Here is a 19,576-nt window from a genome sequence, read left to right as displayed (position 1 = left end):
CGGGGCTTCGCCCCGGGCCCGTCGCATTGTCGGCTGCGGACCGGTGGGGGCTGGCCGCGCAGTTCCCCGCGCCCCTGAAGGGCGGGGCTTTGCCCTGGGCCCGTCGCGTTGTCGGCTGCGGACCGGTGGGGGCTTGTCGCGCAGTTCCCCGCGCCCCTGAAGGGCGGGGCTTTGCCCCGGGCCCCGGGTGTTCTGTTGTCGGGTGCGGGCCGGTGGGGGCTTGTCGCGCAGTTCCCCGCGCCCCTGAAGGGCGGGGCTTCGCCCCGGGCCCGTCGCATTGTCGGCTGCGGACCGGTGGGGGCTGGCCGCGCAGTTCCCCGCGCCCCTGAAGGGCGGGGCTTTGCCCCTGCTGTCTTTCAGCCGTCCGGCGTTTGAGGACCGGGGGTTCGGGGGCGGAGCCCCTGAGGTGGTGACGGGAACGGGTAGGGGCGGCGGGGGCGAGGAACGTGGTTACGCGTCGCGCAGCGCGAACCACAGCTCCATGCGGACGTCCGGGTCGTCCAGGTCCGTGTTCAGGAGGGCCGCCGCGCGAGCGATCCGCTGGCGGACCGTGTTGCGGTGGACCGACAGCGCCACCGCCGTACGGTCCCAGCTGCCGTGCAGGGACAGCCAGGTGCGCAGCGTCTCCAGGAGGGCGGCGTTCCCGGCGACGGGCGCCAGCACCGCACGGGCGTGCGCCGCGGCCTCGGCCGGCGCGACGAGCCCGGCCAGCCCCGGCCGGTCCCCGTGCCGGACCACCGGCTCCCGCGTGGCCCGCGCCCGCGACAGCGCACGAGCGGCCTGCGTATCGGCCACCCCCCACTCGCGCGGCACGACGGCCGCGCTCACCCCGCACGTCCAGCCGGGCTGGACAGCGGGTTCACGGTGACCCGCGGGGACGAGGACCCGTACGACGTCACCGGCCACGTCGACCAGCGCAGACCCGAGCGCCGCCCCGAGGGCGGACGCGGCCACGGCGTCCGGCGCGGGACCGTCGGGCCGCGCGTGCACGACGACCCACCGCTCGCCGGGGTCCAGCAGCGCGGCGACCTCCTCCGGCGCGGCACCCAGCAGCATGCGGACCAGCGCCGAGGAGCGGGCCGCGCCCGTACTGCTCTGGTGCTCCCCGGTGAGCAGGGACAGCAGGACCGCGCCGACGGAGGCGATCGTGTGGTCGCCGGGATCGCGGCGGGCGGCGGCGACGCCGAGGACGAAGCCCTGCCCGGTGCCGAGGGCGTACGCGGCGAGATGGACACCGGCCACCGTGTCACTGGCGGAGGACGGAGTCGGTCCGCCGGAGCCACCCTCGGTGGCGGGCCGCACCACCCCCGCCAGCCCCGCCAGAGCAGCGCCCACCTCCACCCCCGCCCCCGGCAGCCGCCCCGCCGAGGCGACCTCCGCGCCGTCCGGGGCGTACAGCACGGCGCGGCCCCCGGTCCGCTGGGCGAGCTGCCGGAGCACCGACGGGACGGGGTCCGGGCGGGCCGCGGCGGCGGCCAGGCTCTGCTGGGCCTCCGTGACGCGGCGCAGTTCGGTGTGCCGGGCCTGGGCCATGAGCTGCCAGACGGCCCGCGCCACGCCCGAGAAGGTCGTCCGGGGCGGTACCTCCACGAGCGGCAGCCCGTACTGGTCGCAGGCCTCCACCAGGGCCCGCGGGACCGTGTCGTGCACGGGCGCCACCCCGAAGCCGAGCGCGGCGCCCCCCGCCTCGACGATCCGCGGCACGTACGCGTCGAAGTACGTGCCGGACCCCGCCGCCTCCGGGATGTGCACCCCGGCCGTCAGCAGCAGCTCGCCGCCGAGCAGGTACGGGTACGGGTCCGCCATCTCCGAGGTGTGCGCCCAGTGGATCACCGTGGCCGGATCGCGCGGCCCTGCGATCTGCCGCAGCCCCAGGTCCTCCCGGGCCAGCAGCGCGGCAAGCGGTACGGGCGGGGTGGGGGGTACGGCAGGAACAGCAGGGACAGCAGCGTCCGGCATGGTGGACGTTTCCTCCATCGGATCCGGTGGCAGTGGATGAAACGTACACTTCAGCGTTGCTTTCCGGCCACCTAATGTCGTGGCGACCGGAGACCGCGGGTGAGGGCAGCAGCTCCCCGCGGCGCACACGAGCGATCAGCCAGCCAGGAGGGCCCCATGGCCGTCGACTACACCGTGATCGTCGTCTATCTCGCCGGGATGCTGGCGATGGGCTGGTGGGGCATGCGCCGCGCCAAGTCCAAGAGCGACTTCCTGGTCGCCGGACGGCGGCTCGGCCCGACGATGTACTCCGGCACGATGGCCGCGATCGTCCTCGGCGGCGCGTCCACCATCGGCGGCGTCGGCCTCGGCTACCAGTACGGGCTCTCCGGCGCCTGGATGGTCTTCACCATCGGCCTCGGGCTCCTCGCCCTGTCCCTCTTCTTCTCGGCGCGCATCGCCCGGCTGAAGGTCTACACCGTCTCCGAGATGCTCGACCTGCGCTACGGCGGCCGGGCCGGCGTGATCTCGGGCCTGGTCATGTGGGCGTACACCCTCATGCTCGCGGTGACGTCGACCATCGCGTACGCCACCATCTTCGACGTCCTCTTCGACATGAACCGGACGGTCGCGATCATCCTCGGCGGTTCGATCGTCGTCGCGTACTCGACGCTCGGCGGCATGTGGTCGATCACCCTCACCGACATGGTCCAGTTCGTCGTGAAGACCATCGGTGTGCTGCTTCTGCTCCTGCCCATCGCCGTCGTCAAGGCCGGCGGATTCAGCGAGATGAAGGCGCAGCTGCCCACCGAGTACTTCGACCCGCTCGGCATCGGCGGGGAGACGATCTTCACGTACGTGCTGATCTACACGTTCGGCATGCTGATCGGGCAGGACATCTGGCAGCGCGTCTTCACCGCGGGCAGCGACCGCACCGCCAAGTGGGGCGGCACCGTCGCGGGCACCTACTGCCTGGTGTACGCGCTCGCCGGCGCCGTCATCGGCACCGCCGCCAAGGTCCTCTACCCGAGGCTGACCAGCCCGGACGACGCCTTCGCCACGATCGTCAAGGACGAACTGCCCGTCGGGGTACGCGGACTGGTGCTCGCCGCCGCCCTCGCGGCCGTGATGTCGACGTCCTCCGGAGCCCTCATCGCCTGCGCGACCGTCGCCAACAACGACATCTGGTCGCGGCTGCGCGGCGCCGTCCGGCCGGGCGCCGCACAGGGCGGCGACCACGACGAGGTCAAGGGCAACCGCCTCTTCATCCTCGTCATGGGCATCGCCGTCATCTGTACGGCCATCGCCCTCAACAACGTCGTCGAGGCCCTGACCGTCGCCTACAACCTCCTCGTCGGCGGCCTCCTCGTGCCCATCCTCGGCGGTCTGCTCTGGAAGCGCGGCACCGCGCAGGGCGCCCTCGCCGCCGTCGCGGTCGGCGGTCTCGCGGTCGTCGGCCTGATGGCCACGTACGGGATCCTCGCGAACGAGCCGATCTACTACGGACTCCTCGCCTCCCTCGCCGTGTACGTGATCGTCTCCCTCGCCACGCCCGCCACCGACGCGGCCGTGCTCGCCGCCTGGCGCGAACGCCTCGCGGGCCGCGGCTCCGAGCCCGCCGCCGAACTCAAGGAAGAGAGTGTCACCCGATGAACAGCAACGACACGCCCCGCGGGCCCGTCGACTCGTCCCGCGTACCGCGGTACGCGGGACCGGCCACCTTCGCCCGGCTGCCCCGCCTCGACGAGGTCGGCACCACCGATGTCGCCGTGGTCGGTGTGCCGTTCGACGCGGGCGTCTCGTACCGGCCCGGGGCCCGCTTCGGCGGGAACGCGATCCGCGAGGCGAGCCGGCTGCTGCGGCCGTACAACCCGGCGCAGGACGCGTCGCCGTTCGCCCTCGCCCAGGTCGCCGACGCCGGGGACATCGCCGCGAACCCCTTCGACATCAACGAGGCCGTGGAGACCATCGAGGGGGCCGCCGACGACCTCCTCGGCACCGGCGCCCGGCTGATGACCCTCGGCGGCGACCACACCATCGCCCTGCCGCTGCTGCGCGCGGTGGCCCGCAAGCACGGCCCGGTCGCGCTGCTGCACTTCGACGCGCACCTCGACACCTGGGACACCTACTTCGGCGCCGAGTACACGCACGGCACCCCGTTCCGGCGGGCCGTCGAGGAGGGCATCCTCGACACCGAGGCGCTCTCCCACGTCGGCACCCGCGGGCCGCTGTACGGCCGGCAGGACCTCACCGACGACGAGAAGATGGGCTTCGGCATCGTCACCTCCGCCGACATCTACCGGCGCGGCGCCGACGAGGTCGCCGACCAGCTGCGCCAGCGCATCGGCGACCGCCCGCTGTACATCTCCATCGACATCGACTGCCTCGACCCGGCCCACGCGCCCGGCACCGGCACGCCCGAGGCGGGCGGCATGACCTCCCGGGAACTCCTGGAGATCCTGCGCGGCCTCGCCTCCTGCCACCTGGTCTCCGCGGACGTCGTCGAGGTGGCCCCCGCGTACGATCACGCCGAGATCACCTCGGTCGCCGCGTCCCACACGGCGTACGAACTGACCACCATCATGTCCCGCCAGATTGCAGAGGCCCGAGCGCAGTGACCCACGACCACGACCTGGTGCTCCGCCCGACCCCGGAGCAGACGGAGGCCGCGCTCAACCCGCCGCCCGGCCGCAACGGCGGAGACCTGGTCGTGGAGACCCTCGCCGGTCTCGGCGCGACCACCGTCTTCGGGCTCCCCGGCCAGCACGCGCTCGGCATGTTCGACGCGCTGCGCCGCTCCGACCTCGCGTACATCGGGCTGCGGGTCGAGAACAACGCCGGATTCGCGGCGGACGCGTACGGCCGGATCACCGGCGAGGCCGCCCCGCTGCTCCTGTCGACCGGGCCCGGCGCGCTGACCTCGCTGGCCGCGCTCCAGGAGGCGGCGGCAGCCAGCGCCCCCGTCCTCGCCATCAGCAGCCAGATCCCCAGTGCGGGACTCGGTGGCGGCCGGCACGGCTACCTCCACGAACTGCCCGACCAGCAGGCCTCGTTCCGGGGCGTGGTGAAGTCCGTCCACACCGTCCGTACGCAGTCGCAGATCCCCTCCGCGATCGCCGAGGCCTGGGAATCGGCGCTCACCGCCCCGCACGGGCCCGTATGGGTGGAGATCCCGCAGGACGTGCTGCTCGCCGAGACGGCCCTGCCCGCCGTCACCGCCGTGGACGCCGCTCCCCACGACCTGCCCCCGCGCCCCGAACTGACCGCCGTGGCCGCCGACCTCCTCGCGAACGCGGCCCGCCCGGTGATCATCGCGGGCGGCGGAGTCGTCCGCTCCGACGCGTCGGGCAAGCTGAAACAGCTCGCCGAGCGGCTGGACGCGCCCGTCGTCACCACCTTCGGCGGCAAGGGCGCCTTCCCCTGGAACCATCCGCTCTCGCTGCAGTCCTGGCTGGAGGACCGGCACACCACGGACTTCCTGGAGGACGCCGACGTCCTGCTCGTGGTCGGCTCGGGGCTCGGTGAACTCTCCTCGAACTACTACACGTTCAAGCCGCGCGGCCGGGTGATCCAGATCGAGGCCGACCTCGGGAAACTGGAGTCCAACCACCCCGCCCTCGGCATCCACGCGGACGCCCGCCTCGCCCTGTCCGCGCTGCTCGAAACCCTCTCCGAGCCGCGGCGGGACCCGACGGCCGCGGACCGCGTACGGACCGTGCTCGACCTCGTCCGCGAGCGGATCGACGCGCAGGAACTCACCCTGGAACAGCAGGTACTGGCGGCCGTCCGGGAAGCCCTGCCGGACCGGTCGGCGAGCTTCTGGGACATGACGATCCTCGCCTACTGGGCCTGGTCGGCCTTCGACGCCCGGCGTCCCAACACCATGCACTCCGCGCAGGGCGCGGGCGGCCTCGGCTACGCCTTCCCGGCGGCGATCGGCGGTGCGGTCGCCGACCCCACCCACCCGGTCCTCGCGGTCTCCGGCGACGGCGGCGCGCTCTATTCCATCGCCGAACTCGCCACCGCCAGGCAGCACGACCTCGACGTGACCTGGCTGATCGTCGACGACGGCGGCTACGGAATCCTGCGCGAGTACATGACGGACGCGTTCGGGCAGTCCACCGCCACGGAACTGAACCGCCCGGACTATGTGGCGCTCGCGGAGTCCTTCGGCGTCCCCGGCGTACGGACCACCCCGGACACCCTCGCAGCCGACCTGGCCAAGGCCCTCGCCACGCCGGGCCCTTCGGTGGTCGTGCTGCCGGCCCTGCTGCGGATGTTCGCGCCGACGCACCTGGGCTGAACACACCTGGGCTGAAAACGAGGGTGGGGCGGCACCCGGCCGCCCCACCCCATGTCCGTGGACCCGTTGCTCAGCGCAGGTACGCGCCGAAGTGGGCGGCCGTGGCGGGGGCGCCGAGGGTGCCCGCGCCGAACGCGAAGGACGAGGTGGCGGTGAGGCCGCTCGCCGTGCCGTTCAGGATCCAGACCGCGCCGTTCTGCTCGTTCTCGGCCGTGGAGCCGGCCGCGAGGTCGGCGTGACCGTCGCCGTTGAGGTCCAGCAGGGCGGTGCTCACACCGAACTCGTCGCTGTTCTCGGCGACTCCGGGGACACCGGCGGTGTTCTGGTGGAAGACCTGCGTCCCGGCGCCCGTGGCACCGGCGGCGCTGCCGGGGACCAGGGCGACCGAACCGGTGTCGTAGATGTCGCCGACGTCCTCGCCCGGGATGCCGAGCGCGATGTCGGCGTAGCCGTCACCGTTGACGTCGCCGACCGAGACCGACCCGCCGATCTCGTCCTCTTCCTCCTCGGCACCGGGGAACCCGGGCGAGTCCTGGTTGAAGGTCTGGACGCGGTCCTCGGACAGGCCGGCGGCCGAACCGAGGGCGACCTTGACGGTGCCGCTGCCCCAGTCGTTGCCGACCACGACGTCGTCGAAGCCGTCCTTGTCGACGTCCCCGATGCCGGTGCCCATCCTGTTGCCCGCGGCCTCACCGGGGACCCAGGCGCCCTTGAAGCCCGCGCTGCCGCCGCCGAGGAGCAGGCGGTTGCCCCAGACGCCGTCGCCCTCGTAGTGGTAGGCAACGATGTCGTCCTTGCCGTCACCGTTGACGTCGCCGGTCTCGGTGGAGCTGACGGGGCCGCTGATCGACTCGCCGGACTTCAGGAGGGGCAGCGTGGAGGCGGGCGTTCCGGTACGCGAGACGGGGCCCTTCCACACGGTGCCGGTGGCGTTCACGGGGTCGTCGCCCCCGACGCTCTGGTAGGTGAACAGGGCGAGGTCCGTCTTGCCGTCGCCGTCGAAGTCACCGGTGGTGGGGGTCGCGTACCCGGCTATCGCCGTGCCGCCGGTGAGTCCGGAGGCGGAGCCCCACAGGATGACGGAGCCGGCCTTGCCGCCCGCGATCACGAGGTCGCTGTAGCCGTCGCCGTCGAGGTCGCCCTTGCTGAAGGTCGACCCGAAGCGCTGGCTCGCGGTGGCGGAGCCGGGAACGCCGCTGGTGGAGCGGCTGATGAGCTTCTTGTTGGAGGCGGAGACGCCGCTGGCGGAGCCGTAGGTGACGGCCACGTAACCGGCCTTGGCCTTGCTGGAGATGGTGCCGTCCGGGGCGCCCACGACCAGGTCGGCGTAGCCGTCGCCGTTGAAGTCGTCCTGCGCGTCCGCCGCCGCGGAGGCCGCCTTGGGGGCCGCCTGGGCGGAGGCCCCGGTCAGGGCCATCGCGCCGAATCCGCCGGCGAGCAGCACGGCCGCAGCCAGGGGCGCGCCGAGCGCGGTACGAGTTCGACGGTGTGCTCGGGACATGCGTGAGCCTTTCGAGTCGGTCGACGTCCATCTGTCGACGTTCGTCGGTCGTCGGATTCCGCTTTGCGTGCGGAACGCCGCGTTCACTGAGTTCGACTCGATCGGGGCGCCACCGGTTGTGCGCCTCAATGTCATGGATTCGTAACCGCAGGGACAGGTGTGGCGCCGAACTCCCGGTTGGTGACCGGGGGTTCAGCGCCACTCACTGTCGGTTCAGTGCCGCCCGTTTCGGGCTACCAGATCGCCTCGACCCACTCCGGGTGGTCGATGAACGGGTTCCGGTTGTGCTGGTAGGTGCTGTAGATCAGCTCGTTGCGGCGCTCTTCTGAGGTGCTGGGCGGGTCCTCGTCGTTCCACTGCTTCAGCACCGAGAGACGGCCGTGGTACGGGACGCTGCCGTTGGTGACGGCGTCGTTGGGCTCCAGGTCGGGCCAGGAGTCGTCACCCTCGTACCGGACGGCCATGTAGAGGATCATCCGGGCCACATCGCCCTTGACGGCGTCGCGCGGCTCGAAGGAGTTCGAGTCGGTGAGGCTGCCGCCGCTGTTGGTGAAGCTGCTGCCGCCGTTGTCGAAGTCCTTGTTGCCGCGGATGCTGTTGACCTGGACGTCCTCGGGCCGCAGGTGGTGCAGGTCCGTGCCGGGGCCCGCGGAGGTGCCGAAGTCGCCGTGGGACTGGGCCCAGGTGTGCTCGCGGTTCCAGTTGCCCGTGTTGCCGCCGTTGAGCGTCTTGCTGCGGGAGATGCCGGAGTAGAGCAGGACCACGTTGCTGCTGTTGTTCGGGTCCTGGTCGGTGACCTTGAGCGCTTCCCAGACCGCGGAGTACGAGATCTTCGTCTGGCTGCTGATGATCGTGTGCAGCGAACTCTTGAGGGCCGTGCCGGTCTTGCCGATCGCGTTCGCGTAGTACGTGTCGTCGTACGCGGTGGTGGTGGCCGCGGCGGGGGTCGCGGCGACCGTCGGGAGGGTGAGGCCGACGAGGACGGCGGAGACGCCTGCTGCCAGCGCCTTCCACTTGCCAATCTGCACAGCGGACATATGGGGTGCCCTTTCCCGAGAACGGCACGCGCCGGTACGCGAAGCCCGGAGTGATGAGGGGCAACGGGCCCGCGTTCTACGCGTGTTGACGGTTCGGTCAATCGGGAGAGTGGCATGGACATGAGGTCGGTTGCGTAACGGGAAGGAATCGTTCGTGTGACGTTCTCGCATACGACGCAACCCCTGGACGTTTCCGGTCCAGGGGTTGCGAAGGGGCAGGGTTTTCCCCAACTGGCTTAGGGCGGGCCCTAGTTGACGTCCTTTGCGTCGAGGCGGTAGAGGGACTGGGTGTTCTGGGAGCCGGAGGAGTCCGAGGAGTCGGAGCCGGCCGAGGAACTGTCGGAACTGTCGGAGGACGCCGATGAGTCGCTGCTGTACTCGCTCGCCTTCACCGCCGTCGCGTGCTCCTGCACCCAGGCGGTCACCTCGGCGCTGACGCTGTCGGAGTCGCCTCCGCCCATGCCACCGCCTCCGCCCATGCCTGCGCCGCCGAGCACGATGTAGTGCAGCTCGCCCTTCTTCACGAGTTCCTTCAGCTTGGCGAGGGTCATGGCCTTGTCGCTGCCGGACCAGCCCCACATGGAGATGACGGGCTGCTTCGTGCTGACGATCAGCTGAGCCGCGCTTTGCGAACTGGATACCGCGACCAGCCACTTGGCGCCGTCACGGTGCTTCTCCAGGTAGGAGGTCATGGCGCTGTCGGCGCCGCCGCCCATACCGCCGCCGCCCATACCCCCACCGCCGCCCATGCCGCCGCCCGCGCCGGTCGGCGGGGTGCCGGTCTGGCCGCTGCCCTGCTCCTGGCCGCCCTCCTGCTGACCGTCACCTTGCTGCTGGCCGCTCGGGGCGCCACTGGGGGCTCCGTTCGGGGGCGTACCCATCCGGCCGCCGCCCGGGGCTTCGCCACCGGCCTGCTGGCCGCCTTGCTGCTGACCGTCCTGCTGACCGCCGGGGGCCTGGCCGCCACCGCCGCCGGGGAAGCCGCCCTGGCCGCCGCGGCCACCGCCACCGCCGCCGGGTCCGCCGCCCATGCCGCCGCCGGTGGTGGGGCCGGCCGTCGGGTTCGTACCGCTCATGCCGCCGCCCGAACTCGCGGGCACCGAGGCCGCGTAGGCGGCGGGCCCGGCGAGGGAGGCGACGACGGCTGCGGCCACCGCGGCGGTGAGCAGCCGCGTCCGCCGACCGGTCCGGAAGAGGAACAGGCCCACGATCGCCAGGACCATCACCACCGCGACGGCCGGCCACAGCCAGGTGTTCCAGCCGGTCGCGCGGCGCAGCAGGACGACGGCCCAGACGCCGGTGGCGGCGAACGCCACGGGCAGCACCCAGGACCAGACCCCGGACCGGCGCCTGGCGTCACCCGTGCGGAAGGCACGCAGGAGCATCGCCCCGCCGCCTCCGCACAGCGCCGCGATACCGGGCGCGAGGGCGGTCGTGTAGTACGGGTGCATGGTGCCTTCGGCGAGGCTGAACGTGAGGTAGTGCAGCACGGTCCAGCCGCCCCACAGGATCAGCGCGGCGCGCGTGAGGTCCGTACGGGGGGCGCGTCCGCGCAGGACGAGGCCGCCGACGAGGGCGATCGCGGAGAAGGGGAGGAGCCAGGAGATCTGGCCGCCCAGCACGTCGTTGAACATGCGCCCGATCCCGGCGGTCCCGGAGAAACCGCCGCCGCCCCCTCCGCCCCCGCCGCCGTTGCCGTCGCCGCCGAGGACGCGGCCGAGGCCGTTGTAGCCCATGATCAGGTCCCAGGCGGTGCCGTCCGTGGAACCGCCGATGTACGGGCGCTCCGAGGCGGGCACGAACGACACGGCGGCGGCCCACCAGAAGCTGGAGACCGCGAGGGCGACCGCGGCGACGGCGAGGTTGCGTACGCGGCGGAGCAGGCCGCCCCGGGCCGCGTACAGGTAGACGGCGAAGACGGCGGGCAGGGCGATGTAGCCCTGGAGCATCTTGGTGTTGAAGGCGAACCCGAAGCACACGGCCGCGCCGACCAGCGGAAGCAGCTTGCCGTTGTGGACGGCGCGCAGGGCGAGCGCCGCGCCCCCGACCATCAGCAGCACGAGCAGGGTGTCGGGGTTGTTGTCGCGGTTGATGGCGACGGTGATCGGGGTGAGCGCGAGCACGAGCGCGGCGACGGCGGCCGGGGCGTGGCCCCAGACCCGCTTGACCGAGGAGTGCAGGACCCAGATCGTGCCGAGGGCGGCGGCGACCAGCGGCAGCATCATCTGCCAGGTGCCGTACCCGAAGACGCGGCAGGACAGGCCCATCACCATCAGGACGAAGGGCGGCTTGTCCACGGTCAGGAAGTTCCCGGCGTCGAGCGAGCCGAAGAACCACGCCTTCCAGCTCTGCGTGCCGCTGAACACGGCCGCGCTGTAGAAGCTGTTCAGGCTGGAGGAGGAGAGGTTCCAGGAGTACAGCACGCCGGCCAGGACGAGGATCGCGCCGAGCACGGGCAGCGACCAGCGGGGCGCCTTGCCGGGCGGCGCGACCGTCTCGTCGGGAGGAGTCGAGGCGGCGGCCTCGGGGGCGTGGGGGTACGGATCGGTGGCAGATGTCACCAGGTCATCGTGGTCGGCAGGTTTTGGCGGGGCCTGTGCTGAACCTGGGCCTCACCTGTGAGCGGCGAAGCCTCCGGCTTTGACGACGGCGATGAACGGGGTACGCCCGGGAGCAGCCGGGACAGGCCCGCGCATTCCGCGTCGTAGCGGGCGTACAACTTCCGGCCACCCCCGTGAGTCAACGGTGGCGAGTGTGCCGGGGGCGCACTCGTACGAAATCAACGGGGGATGGGAACACTTCATGACTCACCGGATATCTTGGCGCGGCCGTGTGCTCTGTGCGGGCCTGGGCGCCGGCGTGCTGCTGCCGCTGGCCGTCGCCGCGACACCGGCCGCCGCGGCCACGACCCCGCAGGTCACCTGCACGTCGAACGACCAGGCCCTGGCGGTCAAGCTGAAGAAGGACATCACCGCGGCCCTCGCGAGCCGCAGAGGCACGGTCGCCGTCGGACTCCGCGACCGTACGACCAACACCACCTGCACGCTGAGCCCGACCAGGGCCTACGACTCCGCGAGTGTCGTCAAGGTGACCGTCCTCGCCACGCTGCTCTGGGACGCCAAGAAGCACAACCGCTATCTCACCCAGCGCGAGTCCGACCTCTCCACGGCCATGATCACCAAGTCGGACAACGCGGCCACGACCAAGCTCTGGAACCAGCTGGGCGTCAGTAAGGTGAAGGGCTTCCTCGCCGCGGCCGGGATGACGCAGACCAAGCCCGGCGCGAACGGCTACTGGGGGCTGACCCAGATCACCGTGCAGGACGAGCAGAAGCTCCTCGCGCTCCTCACCGCCAAGAACACGGTCCTGAGCGACAACTCCCGGGCGTACACGCTGAAGCTGATGAACAAGGTCGTCTCCTCGCAGCGCTGGGGCACCCCGGCGGGCGCCCCCGCCGCCGTCTCGGTCCACGTCAAGAACGGCTGGCTGTCCCGCTCCACCCACGGCTGGCGCGTGCACAGCGTCGGCACCTTCAAGGGTGGCGGCCACGACTACACGATCTCGGTCCTCACCCAGGACAACAGCACGATGAACTACGGCGTCACCACCATCCAGGCCGTGGCCCGCGCGATCCACAAGGACCTCGTGCCGAGCGCGGCGAGCCGCTACGCGCCGACGACCACCCCGAAGGAGGCCTTCCCGGCGGTCCCGCCCGCCTGACCCGCCGGCCGACGCCCACCGAGGGGGACGGGGAAGCCGCTGTCCGGAATTCACGGCCCGTACCCTCCCCCTCAACCGGCCTCCCCCTACCGTGACGCCATGCGTCCGAGATCCGTACTCGCTCCCCTCGCGGCCACCCTCACCGCCGGCCTGGCGGCAGTCACCTGTGCCGCCGGGCCCGCCGCCGCCCACAACGCTCCCGCCCGCCACGCCTGCTCGCCCGCCGTCTCCATCGAGCGCTTCTCCGACGCCCTCGACAAGACGACGTACGAAGGCGCGTTCGTCGGCAACTTCTCCGCGCTGGCCGTGGACCGCGACGGGGCGATCGCCGCGCTCTCCGACCGGTCCTCCGTCTTCACCCTGGACCCGGAGAGCCTGAGCCCGCGCTCCGTCGTGCCGCTGGCCGACGAGGGCGGTGCCGCGCTGGATTCCGAGGGGCTGGTCGTCGACCGTGACGGCACCCGGCTCGTGTCGTCCGAGACCGAGCCGTCGGTACGCCGTTACGGCCGCGACGGCACCCTCCTGGCCCGCCTCCCCGTGCCGGACGCCCTGCGTGTCGCCCCGGCCGGCCGCGCCACCGCCAACCAGACCTTCGAGGCGCTGACCCTCTTGCCCGGCGGCCGTACCCTGCTGGCCGGCATGGAGGGCTCCCTGTCCGGCGACACCCCCGGCGTCGTACGCCTCCAGACCTGGCAGCGGCACGGCAAGAGCGACTTCCGGCTCGGCGACCAGTACGGATATCGCACCGACACCGGGCTCGGGCTCGTCGAGGCCGCCGCGACCCCCGACGGCCGCCTGCTCGTCCTGGAGCGCGGCTTCACCGCCGGGGTCGGCAACACCGTCCGCCTCTATCTGGCGGACCTCCGCCACGCCACGGACACCTCCCGTGTCGACGCCCTGACCGGCCAGGACGGCGTACGCCTCGTGCGCAAGACCCTTCTCGCGGACATCGCGGACTGCCCCTCCCTCGGCGCGACCGCCAAGCAGCCGCAGCCCAATCCGCTGCTCGACAACATCGAGGGCATGGCCGTCACCGGCACCGCCCGGGGCGCCCTGCGCGTCCTTCTCGTCAGCGACGACAACCAGGGCGCCACCCAGACCACCCGCTTCTACTCCCTGCGGGTGCGCCCCTGATCCCTCCGCGCACGCCCCCGATTGTTGCGGAGGGATGAAATCCGCTTCGATCCGTGTTGGTGCCTTCCGGACGATCAGGACCGGACGAGGGAAGGCACCAGGAGTGACGACGCAGCGGGGATGGGCACGGCGGCTGGCCGGGTACGCGTGGCGGTACCCGAAGGACGTCGTGCTCTCGCTGGGAGCCTCGCTCGCCGGCATGGCCGTCATGGCCCTCGTGCCGCTGATCACCAAGGTGATCATCGACGATGTCGTGGGCGACCACACCCGCGACATGGCCCCCTGGGCGGGCGCGCTCATCGGCGCCGGCGTCCTCGTCTACGTCCTCACCTACATCCGCCGCTACTACGGCGGCCGGCTCGCGCTCGACGTCCAGCACGACCTGCGCACCGACATGTACGAGACGATCGTCCGCCTCGACGGCAGGCGCCAGGACGAGCTGTCCACCGGCCAGGTCGTGGGCCGCGCCACCAGCGACCTCCAGCTCATCCAGGGTCTGCTCTTCATGCTCCCGATGACGATCGGGAACGTCCTGCTCTTCCTGATCTCGCTCGGGATCATGGCCTGGCTGTCCCTCCCGCTCACCCTGGTCGCCCTGGCCGTCGCCCCCGCCATCTGGTTCATCGCCCGGCGCAGCCGCTCCAGGCTCCACCCGGCGACCTGGTACGCGCAGGCGCAGGCCGCCGCGGTGGCCGGGGTCGTCGACGGCGCGGTCAGCGGCGTACGGGTGGTGAAGGGCTTCGGGCAGGAGGACCAGGAGACCGGCAAGCTCCGGGAGATCGGCCGGCGGCTCTTCGCGGGGCGGCTGCGCACGATCCGGCTCAATTCCAAGTACACCCCGGCGCTCCAGGCCGTTCCGGCGCTCGGGCAGGTCGCCATGCTGGCGCTCGGCGGCTGGCTGGCGGTGCGGGGCGAGGTCACCCTCGGTACGTTCGTCGCCTTCTCCTCCTATCTCGCCCAGCTCGTGGGGCCCGTGCGGATGCTCGCCATGGTCCTCACCGTCGGCCAGCAGGCCAGGGCGGGCGCCGAACGCGTCCTGGAGCTGATCGACACCCGCCCGTCCATGGAGGACGGCACGAAGGACCTCCCGGCCGACGCGCCCGCCACCGTCGAGTTCGACGGCGTGTCCTTCGCCTACGACGACGACCGCCCGGTCCTCGACGGCCTCAGCTTCGAGATCCGCTCCGGCGAGACCCTCGCCGTCGTCGGCTCCTCCGGCTCCGGCAAGTCCACGGTCTCCCTGCTGCTGCCCCGCTTCTACGACGTGAGCGGCGGCGCGGTCCTCATCGGCGGCCTCGACGTGCGCGAGCTGACCCTCGACTCACTGCGGGCCGCCATCGGACTCGTCCCCGAGGACTCCTTCCTCTTCTCCGACACCGTCGCCTCCAACATCGCGTACGGCCGCCCCGAGGCCACCCGCGAGGAGATCGAGACCGCCGCCCGCGCCGCCCAGGCGCACGGCTTCGTCTCCGCGCTGCCCGACGGCTACGACACCAAGGTCGGCGAACACGGGCTCACCCTCTCCGGCGGCCAGCGCCAGCGCGTGGCCCTCGCCCGCGCGATCCTCACCGACCCCCGCCTGCTGGTCCTCGACGACGCCACCTCCGCGGTCGACGCCCGCGTCGAGCACGAGATCCACGAGGCCCTGCGCGGAGTCATGGCGGGCCGCACCACCCTCCTCATCGCCCACCGCCGCTCCACCCTGAACCTCGCCGACCGCATCGCCGTCCTCGAAGACGGCCGCCTCGCCGACATCGGCACCCACGAGGAGCTGACCGGGCGCTCGCCGCTCTACCGCCGGCTGCTCACCGACCCGGACGAACTGGGCGGGGTCTCGCCCGGCCACACCGCACCCTCCTGCCCGGCGGAGGACACGTCCGTACGGGACGAGCTGGACGCGGAGTTCGACGCCGAGCGCGGTGTCACCCCGCGCCTGTGGACCGGCGACCGCGAACCGAAGGACACCGCGCTGGCCGGGATGCCCGCGACGCCCGGCCTCCTCGCCCAGGTCGACGCCCTGCCGCCCGCCACCGACACCCCCGCCGTCGACGAGGCGCGCGCGGTCACCCCGGAGGAGTCGTACGGGCTGCGGCGCCTGCTGCGGGGCTTCGGGCTGCCGCTGCTCGTCAGCCTCGGGCTCGTCGCCGTCGACGCCGGCATGGGTCTGCTGCTGCCGGTCCTGATCCGGCACGGCATCGACGAGGGCGTCTCCGAGATGGCCATCGGCGGGGTGTGGGCGGCCTCGGTGATCGCCCTGATCAGCGTGCTCGTCCAGTGGGCGGCACAGACCGGCGAGATCCGGATGACCGGCCGCACCGGCGAACGGGTCCTGTACGCGCTGCGGCTGAAGATCTTCGCGCAGCTCCAGCGGCTGGGGCTCGACTACTACGAGCGGGAGCTGACCGGCCGGATCATGACCCGCATGACGACGGACGTGGACGCGCTGTCGACGTTCCTGCAGACCGGCCTGGTCACCGCCTTCGTCTCGGTCGTCACCTTCTTCGGCATCATGGCCGCGCTGCTCGTCATCGACGTCCAGCTCGCGCTGGTCGTCTTCCTGACGCTGCCGCCGCTGATCCTCGGCACGTTCTTCTTCCGCAGGTCCAGCGTGAAGGCGTACGAGCTGGCCCGTGAGCGGGTGTCCGTGGTGAACGCCGACCTCCAGGAGTCGGTGTCGGGGCTGCGGATCCTCCAGGCGTTCCGGCGCGAGGGCTCGGGCGGGCGGCGCTTCGCGGAGGGCAGCGACAGCTACCGCCAGGCGCGGATCCGCGGGCAGTGGCTGATCTCCATCTACTTCCCCTTCGTGCAGCTGCTGTCCTCGGTGGCCGCCGCGGCCGTGCTCGTCGTGGGCGCCGGGCGCGTCGACGCGGGCACCCTCACCACCGGCGCGCTGGTGGCCTACCTCCTCTACATCGACCTGTTCTTCGCCCCCGTGCAGCAGCTCTCCCAGGTCTTCGACGGCTACCAGCAGGCGACCGTCTCCCTCGGCCGGATCCAGGAACTCCTCCAGGAGCCGACCTCGACGAAGGCCGCCGCCGAACCTCTCGAAGTGCTGTCCCTGCGGGGCGAGATCGCCTTCGAGGACGTCGACTTCGCGTACGGGTCCACTGGCGAAGGTGCGGCGGAAGAGGCGCTCAGCGGGGTGCGGCTGAGCATCCCCGCCGGGCAGACCGTCGCGTTCGTCGGCGAGACCGGCGCGGGCAAGTCGACGCTGGTGAAGCTGGTGGCCCGGTTCTACGACCCCACCGGCGGCCGGGTCACGGTCGACGGCACGGATCTGCGCTCGCTGGACCTGACCTCCTACCGGCACCGGCTCGGCGTCGTCCCGCAGGAGGCGTACCTCTTCCAGGGCACCGTCCGGGACGCCATCGCGTACGGCCGTCCCGACGCCACGGACGCGGCCGTGGAGGCGGCGGCCCGCGCGGTCGGCGCGCACGACATGATCGCCACGCTCGACGGCGGCTACCTCCACGAGGTCGCCGAGCGCGGCCGCAACCTCTCGGCCGGCCAGCGCCAGCTGATCGCGCTGGCCCGCGCCGAACTGGTCGACCCGGACATCCTCCTCCTCGACGAGGCCACCGCCGCGCTAGACCTGGCCACCGAGGCCCAGGTCAACCAGGCCACCGACCGCATCGCGGGCCGCCGCACCACCTTGGTCGTCGCCCACCGGCTGACCACCGCCGCGCGGGCGGACCGGGTCGTGGTGATGGCCGACGGCCGGGTCGCGGAGGACGGCACGCACGACGAACTGCTCGCGCTCGACGGCCGGTACGCGCGCCTGTGGCGGACGTTCGTGGGGGAGCCGGACCCGGTCGGCACGGGGAACTGACCGAGGCGAACACGCAGAAAAGCCGCAACCGACGGGTAGGGCAACCGTTCGCCGTACGCCATGCGTCCGTACAGCAGTACGTCAATGCAGGGCATCAGCCGCCGGGGGCCATGGAGGGACACCAGTGGACATGGGCGCGATACGCCGACGCCTCACGGTCGGCACCGCCGTGCTGACGGCGTCCGGGCTGCTGGCACTCGCGGGCCCGGCGGGCGAGGCCTCCGCCGCGTCACCGTGCGCCGGGCGGAAGGTGCGCACCCTGCCCTTCGCCACCGGCCATGTCGACGTCCACAAGAAGCGCGGTTACGTGTGCGCGGTGACCTACCCCAAGAAGGCGGGCGCCCGCCGCTACATGATGGTGAGCGTGCAGGCCCGGGGGAGCGAGCGCGTGCCGAACGCGGGCCGGTTCGTGCGGTACGCGGGTCCGGTGCGGGTGCACGCGGGCCACCGCTGCGTACGGGTCACGGGGGCCGTCGGCTCGGGCTCGGTCAGCACGGGCTGGATCCTCTGCTGAACCCCCAAGTCGTGCAGTCTTCGTACCGACCTGACGGGAATGTCCACAACATCCCCTGGTGTGGCAGCTGTTGCTGGGCTAAGTTCCGGCGGACATCTGCGTATTCAGGGGAGAACGCATGCGCAAGACGCTCAGATGGCTGTTGTCCCTCGTGGTGCTCATAGGCACCGTGAGCACGGCCGGGGCGGCCACCGCCGCCCAGCCGGACGCCGCCACCGCAACCCACCTCGTCACGGACGAGTCGGCGGACATCAAGGACCGCCTCCTCGCGATACCGGGCATGAGCCTGATCGAGGAGAAGCCCTACACGGGCTACCGCTTCTTCGTCCTCAACTACACCCAGCCGGTCGACCACCGGCACCCGTCCAAGGGCACGTTCAAGCAGCGCATCACCGTGCTGCACAAGGACACCGCCCGCCCGACGGTCTTCTACACCGGCGGCTACAGCGTCTCCACGACGCCGAGCCGCCGCGAGCCGACCCAGATCGTGGACGGCAACCAGATCTCCATGGAGTACCGCTACTTCACCCCGTCCCGGCCCGAGCCGGCGGACTGGTCGAAGCTCGACATCTGGCAGGCGGCCAGCGACCAGCACCGCATCTTCAAGGCCCTCAAGCCGGTCTACGACAAGAAGTGGGTCTCCACGGGCGGTTCGAAGGGCGGCATGACCGCCACCTACTTCGAGCGCTTCTACCCGCGTGACATGGACGGCGTCGTCGCGTACGTCGCCCCCAACGACGTGGTGAACAAGGAGGACTCGGCGTACGACCGGTTCTTCGCCAAGGTCGGCACCAAGGAGTGCCGCACCCGGCTGAACGCGGTGCAGCGCGAGGCACTCGTCCGCCGGACCGCGCTGGAGAAGAAGTACAAGGACGTGGCCGCGACCGAGGGCTACACCTTCAACACCATCGGCAGCCTGGACCGGGCGTACGAGGCGGTCGTCCTCGACTACGTCTGGGGCTTCTGGCAGTACAGCCTGCTCGCCGACTGCGACACGATCCCGGCGGACGCGAAGAACGCCACGGACGACGAGATCTGGACGTCGATCGACACGATCTCCGGCTTCTCGTTCTACACGGACCAGGGCCTGTCGCCCTACACGCCGTACTACTACCAGGCGGGCACGCAGCTCGGTGCGCCGACCATCGTCTTCCCGCACATCGAGAAGAAGTACATCCGCTACGGCTACCAGCCGCCGCGGAACTTCGTGCCGCGCGACATCGACATGAAGTTCCAGCCGGGTGTCATGCGCGACGTCGACTCCTGGGTCAAGCACAACGCGAACCGGATGCTGTTCGTGTACGGGCAGAACGACCCGTGGGGCGCCGAGCCGTTCCGCCTCGGCAGGGGTGCCCGTGACTCGTACGTCTTCACGGCCCCGGGCCTGAACCACGGCGCCAACGTCGCCGGACTCGTCCCCGACCAGAAGGCGCTCGCCACGGCCCGCATCCTGGAGTGGGCGGGCGTCGCCACGGCCGCGGTCCAGGCGGACCCGGAGAAGGCGAAGCCGCTGGCCAAGTACGACTCGAAGCTGGACAAGCGCACGGTCGAGCGACAGCTCCGCCCGTAGCACTCCACCCGGCGGCACGACAGGCACCGG

At 71.8% G+C, this 19,576-nt stretch carries 12 protein-coding genes; 8 read left to right on the top strand and 4 right to left on the bottom strand.

The window, feature by feature from the left end; genetic code table 11:
- Window positions 1-450: 450 nt before the first annotated feature.
- Window positions 451-1,977, bottom strand: a complete 1,527-nt coding sequence (locus ACFWGJ_RS20750; RefSeq protein WP_387326509.1) for a PucR family transcriptional regulator — start codon at window positions 1,975-1,977, stop codon at window positions 451-453.
- 138 nt (window positions 1,978-2,115) lie between these two features.
- Here ACFWGJ_RS20750 and ACFWGJ_RS20745 point away from each other — a divergent pair, with 138 nt between their 5' ends.
- The 3 genes from ACFWGJ_RS20745 to ACFWGJ_RS20735 are packed head-to-tail and all read left to right on the top strand — an operon-like array spanning window position 2,116 to window position 6,241.
- Window positions 2,116-3,591: a sodium:solute symporter gene (locus ACFWGJ_RS20745; protein ID WP_387326506.1), complete on the top strand. Its 1,476-nt coding sequence runs from the start codon at window positions 2,116-2,118 to the stop codon at window positions 3,589-3,591.
- Entirely contained in the window at window positions 3,588-4,556 is a 969-nt protein-coding gene (speB, locus tag ACFWGJ_RS20740; protein WP_387326503.1) for an agmatinase, read from the top strand. Before ACFWGJ_RS20745 ends, speB begins: the two co-directional genes overlap by 4 nt.
- A complete protein-coding gene (locus tag ACFWGJ_RS20735) occupies window positions 4,553-6,241 on the top strand; it encodes a thiamine pyrophosphate-binding protein (RefSeq protein ID WP_387326500.1) in 1,689 nt (562 codons plus the stop codon). Before speB ends, ACFWGJ_RS20735 begins: the two co-directional genes overlap by 4 nt.
- Window positions 6,242-6,311: 70 nt before the next feature.
- Here the strand turns inward: ACFWGJ_RS20735 and ACFWGJ_RS20730 are convergent, their stop codons facing one another.
- The 3 genes from ACFWGJ_RS20730 to ACFWGJ_RS20720 form a co-directional block, all read right to left on the bottom strand.
- Window positions 6,312-7,742: an FG-GAP and VCBS repeat-containing protein gene (locus tag ACFWGJ_RS20730; protein ID WP_387326498.1), complete on the bottom strand. Its 1,431-nt coding sequence runs from the start codon at window positions 7,740-7,742 to the stop codon at window positions 6,312-6,314.
- Between the two features lie 233 nt (window positions 7,743-7,975).
- The gene (locus ACFWGJ_RS20725) at window positions 7,976-8,779 is read right to left on the bottom strand and encodes an endonuclease I family protein (RefSeq protein WP_387326495.1); all 804 of its coding nucleotides are present in this window, start codon (window positions 8,777-8,779) and stop codon (window positions 7,976-7,978) included.
- Between the two features lie 248 nt (window positions 8,780-9,027).
- Window positions 9,028-11,340 (bottom strand): ArnT family glycosyltransferase, encoded by a 2,313-nt coding sequence (locus ACFWGJ_RS20720; RefSeq protein WP_387326492.1) that lies wholly within the window; start codon window positions 11,338-11,340, stop codon window positions 9,028-9,030.
- Window positions 11,341-11,581: 241 nt separating this feature from the next.
- Here ACFWGJ_RS20720 and ACFWGJ_RS20715 point away from each other — a divergent pair, with 241 nt between their 5' ends.
- The 5 genes from ACFWGJ_RS20715 to ACFWGJ_RS20695 all read left to right on the top strand — a co-directional run bounded on the left by ACFWGJ_RS20715 (window position 11,582) and on the right by ACFWGJ_RS20695 (window position 19,546).
- Window positions 11,582-12,499: a serine hydrolase gene (locus ACFWGJ_RS20715; RefSeq protein ID WP_387326489.1), complete on the top strand. Its 918-nt coding sequence runs from the start codon at window positions 11,582-11,584 to the stop codon at window positions 12,497-12,499.
- Window positions 12,500-12,598: 99 nt separating this feature from the next.
- On the top strand, window positions 12,599-13,633 hold the full coding sequence (locus ACFWGJ_RS20710) for an esterase-like activity of phytase family protein (RefSeq protein WP_387326487.1): 1,035 nt from the start codon (window positions 12,599-12,601) through the stop codon (window positions 13,631-13,633).
- Window positions 13,634-13,736: 103 nt separating this feature from the next.
- Window positions 13,737-17,462, top strand: coding sequence for an ABC transporter ATP-binding protein (locus tag ACFWGJ_RS20705; RefSeq protein ID WP_387326484.1), 3,726 nt, complete (start codon window positions 13,737-13,739; stop codon window positions 17,460-17,462).
- 130 nt (window positions 17,463-17,592) lie between these two features.
- Complete coding sequence (locus ACFWGJ_RS20700; protein WP_387326482.1) at window positions 17,593-17,976, top strand: hypothetical protein; 384 nt, start codon at window positions 17,593-17,595, stop codon at window positions 17,974-17,976.
- Window positions 17,977-18,094: 118 nt separating this feature from the next.
- Window positions 18,095-19,546, top strand: a complete 1,452-nt coding sequence (locus ACFWGJ_RS20695) for a S28 family serine protease (RefSeq protein ID WP_387326479.1) — start codon at window positions 18,095-18,097, stop codon at window positions 19,544-19,546.
- The last annotated feature ends 30 nt before the right edge of the window (window positions 19,547-19,576 follow it).

The sequence above is a fragment of the Streptomyces sp. NPDC060205 genome (assembly GCF_042728395.1).
GTDB lineage: Bacteria > Actinomycetota > Actinomycetes > Streptomycetales > Streptomycetaceae > Streptomyces.
Note: the sequence above shows the minus strand (reverse complement) of the source record. Positions and strands in the feature narration are given on the sequence as shown.

Coding starts and splice junctions, on each gene's coding strand:
- ACFWGJ_RS20750 (WP_387326509.1), bottom strand. CDS start 1,977: ATGGAGGAAACGTCCACCATGCCGGACGCTGCTGTCCCTGCTGTTCCT.
- ACFWGJ_RS20730 (WP_387326498.1), bottom strand. CDS start 7,742: ATGTCCCGAGCACACCGTCGAACTCGTACCGCGCTCGGCGCGCCCCTG.
- ACFWGJ_RS20715 (WP_387326489.1), top strand. CDS start 11,582: ATGACTCACCGGATATCTTGGCGCGGCCGTGTGCTCTGTGCGGGCCTG.
- ACFWGJ_RS20745 (WP_387326506.1), top strand. CDS start 2,116: ATGGCCGTCGACTACACCGTGATCGTCGTCTATCTCGCCGGGATGCTG.
- ACFWGJ_RS20700 (WP_387326482.1), top strand. CDS start 17,593: ATGGGCGCGATACGCCGACGCCTCACGGTCGGCACCGCCGTGCTGACG.
- ACFWGJ_RS20695 (WP_387326479.1), top strand. CDS start 18,095: ATGCGCAAGACGCTCAGATGGCTGTTGTCCCTCGTGGTGCTCATAGGC.
- ACFWGJ_RS20710 (WP_387326487.1), top strand. CDS start 12,599: ATGCGTCCGAGATCCGTACTCGCTCCCCTCGCGGCCACCCTCACCGCC.
- speB (WP_387326503.1), top strand. CDS start 3,588: ATGAACAGCAACGACACGCCCCGCGGGCCCGTCGACTCGTCCCGCGTA.
- ACFWGJ_RS20725 (WP_387326495.1), bottom strand. CDS start 8,779: ATGTCCGCTGTGCAGATTGGCAAGTGGAAGGCGCTGGCAGCAGGCGTC.